Origin of the sequence: Haematomicrobium sanguinis DSM 21259, assembly GCF_000688395.1 — a bacterium.
GTDB lineage: Bacteria > Actinomycetota > Actinomycetes > Actinomycetales > Micrococcaceae > Haematomicrobium > Haematomicrobium sanguinis.
Window position 1 is genome coordinate 52272 of sequence record NZ_JIAG01000016.1, and the last position, 16347, is coordinate 68618.

Sequence of the window (16347 nt, forward strand, 5' to 3'; positions counted from 1 at the left end):
TAACTCTACTGAATCCCCGGGTGCCGAAAGGCGCCCGGGGCGGGCATCGCCGTCGTACGTTAAAGCGCAACAGGTTACTAGCACCTTCAGGGTTTTTCCAGTAAGTTCAGGGCATGACCTCACGCGCGCCCTACCTTATTGCCACCTGCGGTTTTCCGAATTTCGGCGATGAGGTGATTACCGCTGGCTGGTTGCGCTATCTGGCTGACGCTGCTCCTGAGTCAACCGTGTGGGTGGACTGTCCGGAGCCGGGCCTGTCTGCCAAGCTGTTTGAGGGCATTCACCCTAAAGCACGGTTCACGAACACGGTGTGGCGCATGATTGCCGAGGCGCCGTCGCAGGAACCGGAGGAATTGCGCGCCCATCTGGAGCGGTTGGTCGCGCACGGGGGGAGCCCCCGGTTTGACTTGGGGCTCGAGACGCTGCGGGATGCGTCCAGTGTGCATGTGCTTGGCGGCGGGTACATTCATGCCAAGTGGCCGCACCACGCCGGGCTCATATACGCGGCACTCGCGGCCCGGGATATAAACGGAGCCGCGCTGTACGCGACCGGACAGGGCCTTGCGCCCGTGCTCGGACCCGAATACGGGTTAGCTGAGGCGCTTGGGCAGTTCGATCACTTGAGTGTTCGGGACGCCTCGAGTGCCGAATTCCTGGGGATTGATGTGGGGCTCGACGATGCCTTTTTGGCGGCGCCCGAGGTGCTCAAGCGTTCGCGCCAGTTGAATTTGGATGCGACGGCGCCGGATGTGCTGGTGTGCGTTCAAGACGACATGGGTTCGCCCGAGCGCATTGGCCACGTGCGCGAACTGGTGCGTGAGCGGGTTGCCGAGGCTGTGGCCGCCGGGAATTCGGTCGGGTATGTGGAGTGCATTCCCGGCAACGACCACCCGGGTTTTGCTGCACTGGCCGATCTCATTCCGGCGGAAAATTTCTACCCGTTCGCGCGGGTGTGGAATGAGGGTATGCCGTTGCGTTCCGGGCAGCACATTCTGACCACGCGGTTTCATCTGCACTTGCTGGGCTCGGCGGCGGGCGCACGTGGGACCGCCTATGGGATTAGCGATGACTACTATGACGAGAAGCATCGCAGCCTGGTGGAACGCGGGTCGGGGTGGGAGTTCGTTCCTGCCTCTGGTGAGAGAGCGCCGGAATTCTCCGACTCCTTAAAGACGCGGTTGTCCGATTATCACGAGCAAAAGGACGCGGAGGCGGCCGGTCTCTACGGATCCAAGAACGCTGCGACGGTGACAGAAATTGAGACACCCCGTCCGGTCACCGGATCGCTCAGGCGCCTGTTGCGGAATAGATGATGTGTGCATCCCCGTTGTTCGGTCTAAGCTGATGTTTAAGTTATTGATCATTAACTGAAAATCTCATCGAAGGACAAACAGTATGAGCAACCCCAAAGACGTGGTCATTCTCGCTGGCGCGCGCACTCCCTTTGGAAAATTGTTGGGATCTCTTGAATCATTTGAGGCCACCGACCTCGGCGGCATGGCGATCTCGGCCGCTCTCGAGCGCGCCGGGGTAGCTCCCGAGCAGGTGGATGCCGTGATCATGGGGCAGGTCATTCAAGCGGGTGCCGGGCAAAATCCCGCACGGCAAAGTTCAATCAACGCCGGTATCGGTTGGGACGTCCCCACCGTCACCATTAATAAAGTCTGCCTATCCGGGCTCACCGCTATTATCGATGCTGCCCGCTTGATCCGCTCCGGTGATGCGGAAGTTGTGGTCGCCGGCGGCCAGGAGTCCATGACCAACGGGCCGCACCTGCTTCCAGGCTCGCGCAAGGGCTGGAAATACGGCGATCTGGCCGCCGTGGATTCGGTGGCGCATGACGGTTTGACCGACGCCTTTGACCACCAATCCATGGGCGCCTCAACCGAAAAGAAGAATGGCGAATTGGGCATCGATCGTGCCGCTCAAGACGAAGTTGCCGCCGCCTCGCACCAGCGCGCCGCGAAAGCGACCGAGGACGGCATCCTCGGCGAAGAAATCGTGGCGGTGAGCGTCCCGCAACGCAAGGGCGACCCGATAGTGGTCAGCGCAGACGAAGGAATTCGCGGGACAACAACCGTAGACTCGCTCAGCGTTCTGCGACCTGCTTTCGCCAAAGACGGCACCATCACAGCGGGTAATAGTTCCCCATTGAGCGATGGCGCTGCGGCCGTGGTGTTGACTACCCGGGAAAATGCGGAGGCCAAGGGTTGGGACTACCTGGCCGTGCTCGGAGCTCCGGGACAGGTCGCCGGTCCAGATACCTCGTTGCACTCCCAGCCGTCCAATGCCATCACACAAGCGCTGGGCCGCCAGGGCTGGTCCACCGAGGATCTGGACTTGATTGAAATCAATGAGGCCTTCGGCTCCGTGGCCGTGCAGTCGCTCAAGGACTTGGACTACCCGATGGACAAGACCAATATCCACGGCGGAGCGATCGCGCTGGGTCACCCGATCGGCGCGTCCGGTGCCCGCCTCGCCTTGAGCGCCGCGATGGAGCTGGCGCGCCGCGGTTCCGGCAAGGCCGCCGTGTCGCTGTGCGGCGGCGGAGGTCAAGGCGAAGCGCTTCTGCTCTACCGCGACTAGGGCGTACGCGACTAAGTTGGTGGCATGAACACCCAGTTGGAAATTTATGGCGCCCGTCCGGTGCCCTTGGCTCGCGTGGAAGAAATCCTGGACGCAGAGCCGGGCCTGGTCACCGGAAAAGTGAACGACAAGGGCAATGGCGAATTCACCATCCATGTGATCGATGGCGAGTCGAATCAGAACTTTTTTGTATTCTCCGGGCCCTTCCACGCTGTGACCGGCTCTCTTCCGGGTGCGGTTGGCGCGCTCCTGCCAGAAGCGACCGTGGTGTATCGCATGAAGGTCGCCGATTTGCCGCCCTCGGTCGAGGCGCTCATGGCCGTATTTGTGGCGACGGTATCGGCAGAGGCCGGCGGTCACGCCTATGACGTCAAGAAACAATCGGTTGTGTTTGGAGATGTGCTGTGAGCCTAGACAATTCCCACCAACGTTTCCTCGACGGCGCCGAGGCATTGGGCCTAGAGGTCGAGGTCATTGATCGCGCGCCGGCCAAGTCGCTGGAAGAGGCTGCCTCCATGCTCGGTATCACGCCGGCAGAGATTGTGAAATCGCTTGTGGTGCGGCATAAGGACGGCAGCTACCTGTTTGCGCTTGTCCCCGGTGATCGGCAAATATCCTGGCCGAAGCTACGTGCGCTCCTGGGGGTTAATAAGGTTTCCATGCCGCCCGCCGATGAGGCATTCACTGCCACCGGATATGAGCGTGGGACCATCACGCCCATCGGCTCCACAACGCCATGGCCCGTATATGCCGATGAACGCATACAAGGTAAGCGCGTGTCGATGGGCGCCGGAGCGCATGGGAAGAGTGTATTCGTCGACGCGGACGAGCTCGCCATCGCTCTCGGCGCGAGCATCGCCGACATCTCCGACTGACCGCCTACCCGGCCCCACCACCGCGTTTCGCATCCCCGTACCGCATTTTCATCCCCATATAAGGGTCTCGAAATGCGGTACGGGGATGCGAAACGCGTAGTGGGTGGAGGTTAGCGCTTGAAACGCAGCGTCACAATCTGGAAGGGCTTGAGCGACACCTCGACCCCGGAATCCGAGGCCAACACGGCACCGCTCGTCTCCTCGAGATCACGCTCGAGGAGGTCCACCTCGGCCACCGAGCCGAACTCGAAGTCCGGGGTGATCTGGGCCTTGTTGCGCCCGCCGGTCGCCTCGTAGACGCGCACAATGACGTCGCCGGACTCATCGTCGGCAAGCTTCACCGCGGAGGGCACCACCGCAGGGTTATCCACCTGGATGGGCGAGGCAAAAGCCGCACCGCCGCGCACTGTGCGCACCGGCAGATTCTGCTGATAACCGGCGCTCACCGCATCCATGGTGCTCGCCCCCGGCACGAGCGCGTAGTGCACGGTGTGCTCGCCCTGATCGGTGAGCGGATCGGGAAAGCGCGGTGCGCGAATCACGGACAAGCGCAGGTCCGTGTACACCCCCTCGGGCCCCTTCTTCCGCGAAATGTCATGGCCGTAGGTTGAATCGTTCGTGACGGCGACACCGTACCCGGGCTCCTCCACCTGCACCCATCGGTGTGCGCAAATCTCAAACTTTGCCGCATCCCAGGACGTGTTTTGGTGGGTCGGCCGGTAGATGTGCCCATACTGAATTTCCGCGGCAGAGCGCTCGGTGAGCACATCCAGGCCAAAGGAGAGCTTCAAGAATTTCTCGACTTCATGCCAGTCCAGCGCGAGCTCAAACTCCACTCGGTCCGAGCCGGGCGCAAGGCGCACAAGCTCGTCCACGCTCGAGTCTCCGAAGGACCGCTTGATCCGCAACGAATCCCCGCCCTCGATGCTGATCGAGTCGACATCGCGCAGATCCGTCACGGTGTTGCGATAAAACTCCTCCACATCCCACGCATCCCACAGATTCGGGAAGTCGGGGTGCAACTGCAACAGGTTTCCGGGCTGACCGGCCGACAGCACCTCCCGCTCGGCCCGCTTATCAAACACGGATGAGAAGGTGCCGTCGGCGTCCACCGTGACACGGAGATTTTCATTCTCCATCACCCAGCCCGAGCCATCTTCGCGCACCGTGGCTGCCGGGTCGCCATCAGGACGTACGACGGCGGAGCGCGCCTCGAGCGCGCCACGCGCGTGGGGTGCCGAATTGACTACTAATTCCTTATCCCCCGACCCGGCAAGAGCGCTCAGCGCAGCGTCGATGATCGCCGTCGCATTGGTGAAGATTTGCTGGTACATCTCCGCGGTCTCCCGGTGCACCCAGGCGATCGAGGTTCCCGGCAGAATGTCGTGGAACTGGAGCAAAAGCACTTGCTTCCACAGCCGATCGAATTCGGCGTAGGGGTACTCGAAACCGGTCTTGAGCGCAGCCGTGGCCGCCCACAGCTCGGCTTCGTAGAGCAGGTGCTCGCTCTTGCGGTTACCCTGCTTGTTCTTTGCTTGCGAGGTGTAGGTGGCGCGGTGGTACTCCAAGTAGAGCTCTCCGCTCCAGACCGGAGGGTTCTGGTAATCCGCTTCGGCGCCTTCGAAAAAGGCGCGCGGGGACTCCATGACCACTTGGGCACTTCCCTCTAGGTCGCCGGTGCGCGCAATGCGGGCGAGCATTTCTCGGGTGGGTCCGCCACCGCCGTCGCCCCAACCAAATGGTGCAAGCGAACGGGATGCCGCCCCCTTGTCCTGGAAGTTGCGTACCGCGTGGGCGAGCTGGCCGCCGGAAATGTCCGAGTTATAGGTGTCAATGGGTGGGAAGTGCGTGAATACCTGGGTCCCATCCAGGCCCTCCCACATGAAGGTGTGGTGTGGGAATTTGTTGGTGGTATTCCAGGAAATTTTCTGGGTCAGGAACCACTTATTGCCGGCGAGCTTGACGATCTGGGGTAGCGCTGCCGAGTAGCCGAAGGAGTCCGGCAACCAGACTTCTTGGGTTTCGACGCCGAACTCGTCCATGAAGAAGCGTTTGCCGTGCACGAACTGTCGGGCCATCGCTTCGGAGCCGACCATGTTGGTGTCAGACTCCACCCACATGCCACCTACCGGGACAAACTGGCCCTTTTTGACCAGGTCCTTGACCTTGGCGTAGGTCCCCGGTTTGTGTTCCTTGAGCCACGCCAGCTGCTGCGCTTGGCTCATCGCAAAAATGTAGTCCGGGTGATCCTCCATCAGGTTCACCACGTTCGCGGTGGTTCGCCCCACCTTGCGGACGGTTTCACGCAACGGCCACAGCCACGCGGAGTCGATGTGCGCGTGGCCAACGGCGGAAATCCGGTGTCCAGTCTTGACCGCCGGGGAGGACATTACCTCTTCCAATTCGGCGCGCGCCGCGGCCGCGGTCCCCGGAATGTCCTGCAAATCCAGGGCGTCCAGTGCCTTTTCCACCGCAAGCAAGATGGTGTATTTGCGCGGGTTACCGGAGTCGAGTTCGCGCTCGAGCTGACCTAAAACTTCCAGATCCTGCACCAGTTCCCACACGTCCTGGTGCAACTCGTTGATGTCGGCGCGTTCCAGCGTATAGATGGGCTTATCTCCCGCGGTGGACTTCTCGCCCAGGTTCGTGGGCCGCATTCCGCCCGGTCCCATGATGTTGGGGTTCGCCGCCGCCTCGACGTACACGTCGAACTTGCCGCCCGGTGCGGTTTGTTCGTTGACCGGGATCCACTGGTTAAAGGGGTTGATGGCCTTGATGACCGTGCCATCCGGGGTATATACCAATCCCTCGGCTTGGAAGCCCGGAGAGTGTTGGCCAAACCCCAAGTTGAAGACGACCTCGGGATTGTCAGTGCCGGCTGGAACCTCGCCCTGCACACGGAACCAACTGGTCCCCCATGCCGGGCCCCATGAGTCTCCCACCGCCGTCGTACTATATTCTGCTTGCTGCGCGTCCTGGAAGGGGACGGGCTCGCCTTGCCCGCCCTCGACGTGCCACACGGTGAGGTTCAGCGGTGCGACCGGGGTGTAAATGGCGGGTTGCAAGCGCTCCTCGAGGACGCGGCGCAGGCGGTCTTCGGTGGTTTTTCGGATGTCATGCATGAGCGACAGTTGCTCCATTCTGTGGGGTCTTCAGGTGGTGCATGGACTGAGTAGCGGTAATTCCGCGAGCGGCGAGGTAATCAGCATTTTCTGCTTGCGACGCTAACACGACCGTAGGACGCTCGCCACGCATGGCCAATTCCATCCAGGCGTCAAAGAATTCGCCGCCGGGTTTGCAGATTTCCCGGCCGGTGCCCTGCCGTTCATCCTCAAGTTCGAGGATCAGCGCGGTTTCGCGGGGAGCAGGAGTCGTCACATGCTGGCGGCGCTCGGCATACTCTTTGAAGACGGCGCCTTGAGCTTTGATCTCATTGTTGTTGGCGAGCAGGCCGAGGCTGTATTCCAGGTCGGGGAAATCTGCGAGGGCGCGATCCACATCGTGAGAGCACCACCAGGTCACGCCGTAGAGATCCTGCGTGTCCAGCGCGTAATCCAGAGTGCGGCGCATAAACTCGGGCGCGTCCGCGGCGCTGACGTGCGGGCTCGGCGCACCAATCTCTTGTAGCCAAATTTGACGATGCGGATCCTTGGCATACGCGCGACCCAATTCCATGAGGTAAACGGGAAGCAAGAAGGACTGCTCGCTCATGCCGCCGTAGGTCTGCGCGGTGTTGTTGAACACCCAGGAATGAATGGTGGTGCGGGCGCCGATATTGGCGGCAAGTTCCGGGGTGAAGGGGTGAGCCGAGTCGAAGAAGGAGGCGTCGAATTCCGAGTGGTGGTGTTCCGCGTCCGGCGCGCCCTCGGCGCTCGCCTCAATCATGGTGCGCATCCAGGCTTCCGCCTGGTCTACCGTCGCGACGCTCCGAGTGGGATGCGCGCTCCAGGTGAACTGGCTGAATTCGTTGCCGATACTGGTTCCCAAGAAGTTGGGGTGGCTCTTGAGCCGTTCGGCAATCGCGCGCAGGTAGGTGGACTGGCCCTCGATGATGCGCGGGTCCGTGATGAGGTTCGCCTCATGCCACGTGGCCGCCCACGAGGGGACGAAATCGAAGCTGGAGAGGTGGCCTTGGAGTCCGTCAACGCTGACGTCCAAGCCGAGATCGCCGGCGATCTCCACCATTTTCGCCAAATCGTCAAGCGCGCTCTGCCTAATGAGCGTGCGATTCGGTTGGAAAAGTGTCCAGAGAGCGAACACCCGCACGTGGTCCAAGCCCAATTCGGCCAGCTTGCTCAGGTCTTCCTTGACCTCGCCGGCGTCGAAGTCGAGCCAGTGGTGAAACCACCCTCGCGACGGTGTGTAATTGGCGCCGAAGCGTGGTGGCGCCACAAGCGGTACAGGCATGGTGCGGGGTCCTCGTTCTGTGCTGGAACTGTCCTGATGTCGAGTTAGCAAACGTGGCTGCCGGGGCCGCCGTGGCACCTGGAGACTCGTTGCTAATCCGTTTTAGTTAATCCGATGAAATAGCACACTATCGACAATGGGTGTCAAAGTACAGACGAAATTGCCATGATGTTGAGGGGTGGCGCGGCGTCCAGCGGCACTCACCCGCCGTAGATTGCGGTGCTTTCACGCTCGGTGACATGGGGGGTGGGAACGCGCACTGCGAAGTAATCCTCCGGCGTCTCGATCAGCCGCAAGAGCGAGTTGGCGACTTCTTCACCGAATTCAAAGGTGTCGCGGCTCAGCGCCGTGATCGAGGGGTGAGTCAACCGGGTGAGCAGGGAATCGTCGAAGGACATTATGGAGACGTCTTGCGGCACCGATAGACCCTTTTCCATGAGGGCGCTCAATCCGGCGAGCGCCATCACATCCGAGTCATAAATGACCGCGGTGGGGCGCTGGGGCGCATCCATGAGTTTGCGGGTCGCCGTGGCCGCCTCCCGATCGGAAAAGTCGGTGGGCTCGGAAAGGATCTCCAGCTCTGGATGGCTCGCACCAGCGGCGCTCACCGCGAGCCGGCGTTGCCTGGTATGGGAAAACTCTTCGAGACCGTGGACGTGGGCAATGCGCCGATGCCCTAACTCATAGAGGTGGCTAATGGCTTGGGCCATTGCCTCTTGGTCATCGGCCCATACCACCGCGTACTTTCCATGGTCGGGTGTGCTGGCCACCAATACGGCGGGCATTTCCAATTCGGCAATGACGCTAAAACGCGGATCATTGACACGGGCGTCAAAAAGGATGACCCCGTCCACCCGGCGCTCTCGCCACCATTGCCGGTACTCGGCTATCTCGGCGTCGATGGACTCAACGATTTTCATTTGCAGACCGATTCCCACCGAAGACAGCACCGATTGCACACCCGAAATCATGAGCATGAAGAAGGGCTCCAGACTAATGGTGCGAGCCGGTCTCGCGATGACCAGACCCACGACCCCGGTTCTATTACCGCCCAGAGTGCGCGCCGCAAAGTGCGGGCTCCATTCCATTTGTTCGGCAACATCCAAGATGCGTTTGCGAGTCTCTTCGCTGACTCCTGGACGACCATTGAGCGCAAAAGACACGGCACCCTTGGACACACCGGCCATCTTGGCAATATCCCCAATACCGGGACGTTTTTTCGCCATGGACACCCTCCGTTGTTGTGCGCGCCTCGCGAATGCTGGGCTTGCGCCAATTGCTTGGACTGAGCATAGCGAAGTTGAGGCGACGCACCACCCTTTGGTACGGGGTTAGCCGAATTTTTCTTGCCATAAGCGGTTGCCGTACGCGCTTGCCGTACGCACGAGTAACATCTTCACAACGGATGGCGGGCGCTGTCTTGACATTGCCGCGTCGGGGCGTGGATAGTGGGCATACTAAATCGTTTTATCAAAGTGGGTGCGCGAATCGAGGCACACCCCCGGATAACGAAGGAACAGTGAAGTTCGCATGAAGAAATTTCTCAAGGGCATCGCGGTGGCCGCGGCTGCCACGCTCGCACTCACCGCGTGCGGTAATGGCGGGGACAGCGGTAGCGCCGAAACCGTCAACCCCGCTGACGTCAAGGGTGAAATTGTGTTCCAAACCTGGGCGCTGACACCCAAGTTCCAGGACTACCTCGATAAGGTCATTTCCGGTTTCGAGGAAAAGTATCCTGGCACCACAGTGAAACTCCAAGATCAGCCCGGGGACGGCTACTCGGACAAGATCGTGTCCCAGGCAAGCACAAACACGCTCCCGGACGTCATTAACCTGCCGCCGGACTTCGGCGTGGCGCTGGCCAAGCAGGGGCTGTTGGCAGACGTCAGCAAATTGGATCCCAACCTGGACAGCACCTACGTCAAGGGCGCCCTGGACGCCTACCGGTATAAGGGAGTTGAGGGCACGTATGGGTTCCCGTGGTACCTGAACACCGACATCAGTTACTGGAACACCCAAATGCTCCAGGACGCCGGACTGGACACCTCCAGCTTCCCGAAGACGGTCGATGAGCAGTTCGAGTGGGCGCAAAAGATGAAGGACGCGACCGGAGGAAAGTCCTACCTGCTCTCCTCCAAGCCGGGGCTGGCCGACTTTGTCCGTGCCGGCATTGACGTGCTTAACGAGGACGGCACCGAAGCGGTATTCAATACCGATCAGGCCGCCGAAATCCTGCAAAAGTATGTGGACGCCTATCAGAACGGCCTCTACCCCTCCTCCGTGCTCAACGACGACTACCTTGGCAACTCCAAGCTCTTCACTCAAGGCGAGGTCGCCTACACCACCGGCGGCGGCCCGGCATACAAGAGCTTCGTCACCGATAACCCGAGCCTGGAGGGCAAGATCGGGATGAGCGCCGCACTGAACGATACTCCTCCCCTATACGTGCAAGGCATCTCCATTCCGGAAAGCAGCCAAAACAAGGCGACGGCCGTTGCCTTCGCACAATACTTGCTGAGCCCGGAGAACCAACTGGAGTTCGCCAACCTCACCAACACCTTCCCCAGCACAACGGCGAGCGCGGATGATCCATCGCTCTCCAAGAGCGACGGCACTCCGGAGGGGGACGCCAAGGTCTTGGCCTTCGAATCCTTGCAAAAGGCCAAGGTGCTGGTGCCGGTGGAGTTCAACGACGCAATGAACACCATTGTGAATCAGCAGATTGCCTTGGCGATGAAGGGCTCGATCGAGCCCAAGGCCGCACTCGACTCGGCCGCTGATCAGGTCAACCGCCTGCTCAAGCAACAAAACTAGATTGAACGGGTTGGGGCGCTTGCAAGCGCCCCAACCCGTTTACCTAACCCCCACTCCATCCGTCGAGAGAACACCTGAGATATTTATGCGCACACACCACCCAGCAACGCCCTGGCTGTTGGCGGCGCCCGCCCTGTTGTGGCTCGCCGTCTTTAGCCTCTGGCCGGCCATCAACACGGTACGCCTCTCCTTCACATACGCGACCCCCCTGGGACGCACCGAAAAGTTCATCGGCGGCGAGAACTACGTCGACATTTTCTCCGACCCGCAATTCCTCAACGCCTTGCTCAACTCGGTCGTCTACATGATTGTGTGTGTACCGTTGTTGACCTTGCTCCCACTTGGCCTGGCCATCCTGGTGCAAAAGAAACTTCCCGGCATCACCTTTTTCCGCACGGCGTTTTATACCCCTGTGGTGGCCAGCGCCGTGGTCGTCGCGCTGCTGTGGTCCTGGATGCTGGAGGACCGCGGCCTCGTCAACGGGATTGCCGAGTCTCTGGGCTGGATTCAGGGTCCGCTGCCCTTCCTCACCGACCGTTGGTTGGTGATCTTTAGCGCCATCTCCCTCACCATCTGGAAGGGCCTGGGCTACTACATGATTATTTACATCGCCGCGCTCGGCAATGTATCCCAGGACCTTCATGAAGCCGCGGCGATTGACGGCGCCAACGCCTGGCGGCGGTTCTGGAGCGTCACGGTTCCCGGTGTTCGCGGCGCCATGATCTTGGTGGCCATCATGATCTCGGTATCGGCGCTACGTATCTTTACCGAGCCGTATATTTTGACCGGCACTACCGGCGGTCCCGGCGGCTACGCGTCCAGCCTGGTCATGCTTATTCAGCAATACGCCAGGGGTTTGCAGGGCAACCTCGGGTATGCCGCCGCGCTCTCGGTGGTCTTGTTCTTCGTCTGCTTGATCCCGATGATCGCCTTGGCCCGGCTGAACCGAAAGGGGAATGACGAATGAGCGCTTCCACTGGTATCGACCAAGGAACCTTCCGTCAACTCGACCAGACCACGCCGGCGCCCAAGAAGCGTCGCCGAGCCCGCGGTTTCAACTCAATCAGCCCCCGGGAAACCGTGGTGCGCTATGTGTTGCTGCTGTTTGTCCTGCTCATCACCATTGGGCCGTTCTTGTGGCAACTCTCCACCTCGCTCAAGGGCCCGGCCGAAGACATTTACGCCAAGACTCCGCAGTTCATTCCCACTGACCCCACCCTCAACAACTATGAGCGCGTCGCCGAGGCCATCCCGGTCATGAGCTACATCGGGAACTCGCTGATCGTGGCGGCCCTGACCATTGGCGGAAACGTTATTGGTGCCACCCTTGCCGGTTTCGCCTTTGCAAAATTGAAGTTTAAGGGCCGGTTAGTGGCGCTTTCGCTCTTTTTCGTGACGCTGGTGCTCCCGGGCGAGGCGACCATCATTTCCCAGTTCGTGACGATCAAAGAGCTCGGGCTAGCGGACACACTGCTCGGTGTGGCCCTCCCCGGCATGATCGGCATGCTCAACGTGCTGCTCATGTTCAATGCGTTCCGCGGCATCCCGGCCGAAATCGACCAGGCAGCCATTATGGACGGGGCTAACGTGTGGCAGCGTATTCGCTACATCGGTTTCCCCGCGGTCAAAGGCACGCTGGCCATCGTGGTGATTTTCGCGTTCATCGGGGCATGGGATGACTTCCTCTGGCCGCTTATTGTGCTGACCAATCCCAACAACTTCACGCTGACCCTCGGTCTGCAATATTTGCAAGGTACCTTCTCCAATGACCCGCGCCTCATTGCCGCGGGCGCCATGATCGCATTCATCCCCCTGGCCATACTCTTTGCCCTAGTACAGCGTTGGTTCTTCAAGGGGGTTGGCGAAGGCGCGGTTAAGGGGTAAAACGGACAACGGGGCAATTATCGAAGGAGTGAGAGTGCGCGCACGCAAATCGACGGCCGCAAACCCCTCGATGAGTCGCGCCGCTTTCATCCGGATGGGTGCCATCGGCCTGGGCGGCGCACTTGCCGCCCCGGCGCTCACCGGCGCGGCGCGCCCCAACGCGCCGACCACATCACAGCCCCAGAGCCTAGCAAGGACCAGAGTGACATCGCAGCGCACCGAATCCACCGATGTCCCACGCCCGAGCATCGATAACCCACCCGGACCGGTCCTGCCTGCCGACAGCAGCGGGGGCATCCCCGAGGGACCCTCGACCTACGGATTCTGGGCCAACGACCTCCTGAAGTGGAGCCCGGAAACCGATCCGCACGCCAAACACTTTGTTTGCCATATTCCACGTGCCGAACGGATCGCCCCCTTCGCCCAAACTCAGGCTCACCCCAGCCTGGACCCGCGCGTGCAGATGCTCGCCATTGACGGGGACTATCGGGGCAGCATTTATGACGAGCGCGCCCGCGCCATCGGCGACGAAGATTACGTTTACACCTTCCGCTTTTGGCCATACCTCGACGTTTTCTCCTCCTGGCACGGTCAACTCACCCCCGACGTTCCCGCGAGCGCCGTCAAAGACCGCAACGCAGCGGGCCGCACCTACGGTGTCCTTGAACTCCCCAACGCCGGGTGGACCGAGGCGGCCCACAAGAACAGGGCCCGGGCACTCGGCTGCTGGTTCTGGCCCCGGGAGGGCGCCGACTTTGACGCGCTACTCGCTCAAGACCCCATCGGCACATTCCCCATTGCGGACAAACTCATCGAGCTGCGCCGCTACTTCGGCTTCGATGGGTACTTCATGAACCAAGAAGCGGCCCTGACCACAAAGCAAGCCGCTACCCTCCGCGCCTTCCTGGAGTACCTGAAGGCGCAAGATCCTGAATGCTACCTCCAGTGGTATGACGCGATGCTCCCCGACGGCACCCTCGACTACCAAAACATGATCAACACAGAGAACGTTTCCTGGCTCGGCACACCGGGCCGGCCGCTGTGCGATTCGCTCTTCATGAATTACGGCTGGCTGCGTGGCTGGGACACCACCGGCGAAGACGGCCCCGACCCCGACCTCACCCGCTCGGCCCAAACCGTCACGGACGCGGGCTTTGACCCATTCGAGGTCGCCTTTGGCACCAGTGAATTCCAAATGGGCGGTTTCAACCCCTCGGAACGGTACTCGGATCTCGCCACCCCGAACAAAACTCCCCCGGTCAGCTGGGGCACGTTCGTGATCAACGAGATGTGGCAGCGCGGGTGCAGCGACGGCACCACCCGCACACCCGAGGGCCGCGCCCTCTATCGCCAAGCCGAGCAACGCTTCTGGTCCGGCCCGCGCGGTAACCCGCTGTGGAGCGGCAGGCTGAGCGAACCCACCATGCCCGGGCGCAGCAACATATGGAACTATGAGGCGTTCGACGGCGTTGCTCACGCGATCGTCGAAAAGTCACCTTATGCGCGGCTCCCCATCCGCCACACCTTTAATATCGGAGTCGGTAGCGGCTTTTGGATCGCCGGGCAGCAAATGAGCCAGAAACCGTGGAACGATGCCGGAAATGCCGACCCGGCGCTGACATGGCAGTACTGGATCGACGAGAAGCAGCCCGACACCACCACGGCCGCACTCGATGAGTCACTCGTCTGGGAGGGCGCGCACTCGCTCGCGCTGGAGAACGGAAACAGCCAACCGCTAGAGTGCACCGTGCACCTGTTCAAGACGGATATCACCGTCAGCGAGCCAACAATTGCTCGCGTTACCGCAGCCCACGAGGGCGCCGTGGATCTCACACTGATCGTGACCCCGTACGAGGACCCGACCACCCAACGCACCATCACCCTTACGCCCTACGGCAATGCGGCCGCCCCCTGGCGCCACTACCAAGCCAGCGTCCCCGCCACCATTGGTCGGATTGCACGCGTCAGTCTTGGCATCTCATCTCCCGACGCCTCGCGCGTCAATATCGGCCAGGTGGATATTCTGGACAGCGAGGCGGCACCGGGAATGCCGCAGAACTTTAGGGTCTCAAGCTTTGACAAGACCGAGACCGGCTGGCAAGCCTACTTTGATTGGGATCTCGCCAAGGACGCCTACGCCTATGACGTCCTCGCGGTGCAGTCCGGAAGCAAGACCTGGCTCGGCCGCGTCCACCGCGACTGCTTTTTCGCGGCGGGACTGGATGCCCAGCCCGGCTCCACATTTGAACTCGTCGCCATTGGCGAAAACGGCGCTCGATCGGACGCCGCCCAAGCCCAGGCCGTCTAGTTACCACGCCGACGGGCTCCCCACGAGCGCCCAAGCACCCCAGCGGGTGGCGACCATTCGCTCCCAAGGCGAGCATCGCCGTCGTGCTTCATGCAGGGGACCAGCCCCGCAAGCGGAAACGCGAAACGGCCCGGCCCCCGCGATGGGGAACCGGGCCGTTTCTCGCGTCGCCGATATCAGGCGGCGCGTACCAAAGAGAGTGTGTTACTTGAGGGTAACGGTTGCGCCAGCTTCTTCGAGCTGAGCCTTAGCCTTCTCGGCGGCTTCCTTGTTGGCGCCTTCGAGAACCGGCTTGGGAGCGCCGTCAACCAGGTCCTTGGCTTCCTTGAGGCCGAGGGAGGTCAGGGCACGAACTTCCTTGATCACTGCGATCTTCTTATCGCCAGCGGCCTCGAGGATGACGTCGAATTCGTCCTTCTCTTCGGCAGGAGCGTCGCCACCGGCACCGCCGGCAGGAGCGGCACCAGCAACAGCAACGGGAGCAGCAGCTGTGACATCGAAGGTCTCTTCGAATGCCTTGATGAACTCGGAGAGCTCAATGAGGGAGAGTTCCTTGAATGCGTCGAGCAATTCTTCGGTGGAGAGTTTCGCCATGATGGGATCCTTTGTTTCTTGTGCCTCGCGCGTGAGGCGGGTCTATGGTTGTGCTGGCCTTGGGCTCGCCCCAGTGGGTGAGCGGGGCCGGCGCATTCGGCGGATGCCGAGGGTCTTATGCGGCGTCGTCCAACTTGGCGCGCAACGCGTCCACAGTGCGTGCCGCTTGGGAAAGCGGAGCCTGGAACAGGTATGCGGCCTTGGTGAGCGAGCCCTTCATTGCGCCAGCCATCTTGGCCAGCAGAACCTCGCGGGACTCGAGGTCCGCAAGCTTCTTGATGCCGGCCTCGTCAATTGCGGCACCGTCGAGGTAACCGCCCTTGATGACCAGCTTGTCGTTCTCTTTGGCAAAGTCACGCAGGCTCTTGGCGACCTCTACGGGGTCTCCGGTGACAAATGCAATGGCCGTGGGGCCTTCCATCTTGCCTTCGAAAGCGTCGATTCCGACTTCCTTCGCGGCAATGTCAGCGAGCGTGTTCTTCACCACGGCGTAGCTCGCGTTGGCGCGCAGTGAATTACGCAGCTGCTTGAGCTGGTCCACTGTGAGCCCGCGGTACTCCGTCAAAACAGCGGCGCTGGAGTTGCGGAAATTCTCCACCAACTCTGCAACGGCGGCTGCCTTTTCCGGGTTCGCCATGGTACTCCTTCCGGTAACATCTCTGTGCCGGTCGGCCCAACAAAAAACGCCCCATGCAGGCGCATAGGGCGTGGCTTCGTCTTAATGACGACGGCGTTGCTCTCTTCACCTGCGTAGGTCGCCTTTTTCAGGGCTTTACAAGCAGATTTCGCTGCCTCACCATTACTGGCTGGAGACATGGAAATCCGCCGACCGACGGTCTTTGGTAGTTCCAGTGTATGGGAGGGCGCGCGTTTTCCCCA

The 16347-nt window shown here is 61.1% G+C and carries 13 protein-coding genes; 8 read left to right on the forward strand and 5 right to left on the reverse strand.

All coding sequences use genetic code 11. The annotated features are described in order from the left end of the window. The first annotated feature begins 113 nt into the window (after positions 1 to 113). The 4 genes from O148_RS16575 to O148_RS0112830 all read left to right on the forward strand — a co-directional run bounded on the left by O148_RS16575 (position 114) and on the right by O148_RS0112830 (position 3461). Complete coding sequence (locus O148_RS16575) at positions 114 to 1313, forward strand: polysaccharide pyruvyl transferase family protein (RefSeq protein WP_051620203.1); 1200 nt, start codon at positions 114 to 116, stop codon at positions 1311 to 1313. An 82-nt stretch (positions 1314 to 1395) separates the two neighbouring features. Beyond that, on the forward strand, positions 1396 to 2586 hold the full coding sequence (locus tag O148_RS0112820; RefSeq protein WP_026531237.1) for an acetyl-CoA C-acetyltransferase: 1191 nt from the start codon (positions 1396 to 1398) through the stop codon (positions 2584 to 2586). Positions 2587 to 2610: 24 nt separating this feature from the next. Beyond that, positions 2611 to 2994: a hypothetical protein gene (locus tag O148_RS0112825; RefSeq protein WP_026531238.1), complete on the forward strand. Its 384-nt coding sequence runs from the start codon at positions 2611 to 2613 to the stop codon at positions 2992 to 2994. After that, on the forward strand, positions 2991 to 3461 hold the full coding sequence (locus O148_RS0112830) for an aminoacyl-tRNA deacylase (protein ID WP_026531239.1): 471 nt from the start codon (positions 2991 to 2993) through the stop codon (positions 3459 to 3461). Before O148_RS0112825 ends, O148_RS0112830 begins: the two co-directional genes overlap by 4 nt. A gap of 110 nt (positions 3462 to 3571) precedes the next feature. Here O148_RS0112830 and O148_RS0112835 read toward each other — a convergent pair whose 3' ends face one another. The 3 genes from O148_RS0112835 to O148_RS0112845 all read right to left on the reverse strand — a co-directional run bounded on the left by O148_RS0112835 (position 3572) and on the right by O148_RS0112845 (position 9094). Beyond that, positions 3572 to 6601: an alpha-mannosidase gene (locus O148_RS0112835; RefSeq protein ID WP_338035381.1), complete on the reverse strand. Its 3030-nt coding sequence runs from the start codon at positions 6599 to 6601 to the stop codon at positions 3572 to 3574. Then, on the reverse strand, positions 6576 to 7868 hold the full coding sequence (locus tag O148_RS16580) for a glycoside hydrolase 5 family protein (protein WP_051620204.1): 1293 nt from the start codon (positions 7866 to 7868) through the stop codon (positions 6576 to 6578). The genes O148_RS0112835 and O148_RS16580 overlap by 26 nt, the downstream gene beginning before the upstream one ends. Positions 7869 to 8068: 200 nt before the next feature. Further along, positions 8069 to 9094 (reverse strand): LacI family DNA-binding transcriptional regulator, encoded by a 1026-nt coding sequence (locus tag O148_RS0112845; protein ID WP_035746129.1) that lies wholly within the window; start codon positions 9092 to 9094, stop codon positions 8069 to 8071. 304 nt (positions 9095 to 9398) lie between these two features. Between O148_RS0112845 and O148_RS0112850 the strand changes: the two genes are divergently transcribed. From O148_RS0112850 to O148_RS0112865, 4 genes are all read left to right on the forward strand, one after another. Then, on the forward strand, positions 9399 to 10682 hold the full coding sequence (locus O148_RS0112850) for an ABC transporter substrate-binding protein (protein ID WP_026531242.1): 1284 nt from the start codon (positions 9399 to 9401) through the stop codon (positions 10680 to 10682). 85 nt (positions 10683 to 10767) lie between these two features. Next, positions 10768 to 11649, forward strand: coding sequence for a carbohydrate ABC transporter permease (locus O148_RS0112855; RefSeq protein ID WP_026531243.1), 882 nt, complete (start codon positions 10768 to 10770; stop codon positions 11647 to 11649). Continuing rightward, positions 11646 to 12566 carry a carbohydrate ABC transporter permease gene (locus tag O148_RS0112860; RefSeq protein WP_035746131.1) on the forward strand — a complete coding sequence of 307 codons (921 nt, stop codon included), beginning with the start codon at positions 11646 to 11648 and terminating at the stop codon, positions 12564 to 12566. Before O148_RS0112855 ends, O148_RS0112860 begins: the two co-directional genes overlap by 4 nt. 34 nt (positions 12567 to 12600) lie before the next feature. Continuing rightward, a complete protein-coding gene (locus tag O148_RS0112865; RefSeq protein WP_026531245.1) occupies positions 12601 to 14874 on the forward strand; it encodes an endo-beta-N-acetylglucosaminidase in 2274 nt (757 codons plus the stop codon). Between the two features lie 204 nt (positions 14875 to 15078). On the opposite strand, the gene rplL is transcribed toward O148_RS0112865, so the two are convergent. Together rplL and rplJ are read right to left on the reverse strand one after the other, a co-directional pair. Continuing rightward, entirely contained in the window at positions 15079 to 15468 is a 390-nt protein-coding gene (gene rplL, locus O148_RS0112870; RefSeq protein ID WP_026531246.1) for a 50S ribosomal protein L7/L12, read from the reverse strand. A gap of 115 nt (positions 15469 to 15583) precedes the next feature. Next, positions 15584 to 16105: a 50S ribosomal protein L10 gene (gene rplJ / locus O148_RS0112875; RefSeq protein ID WP_026531247.1), complete on the reverse strand. Its 522-nt coding sequence runs from the start codon at positions 16103 to 16105 to the stop codon at positions 15584 to 15586. Positions 16106 to 16347 lie beyond the last annotated feature (242 nt).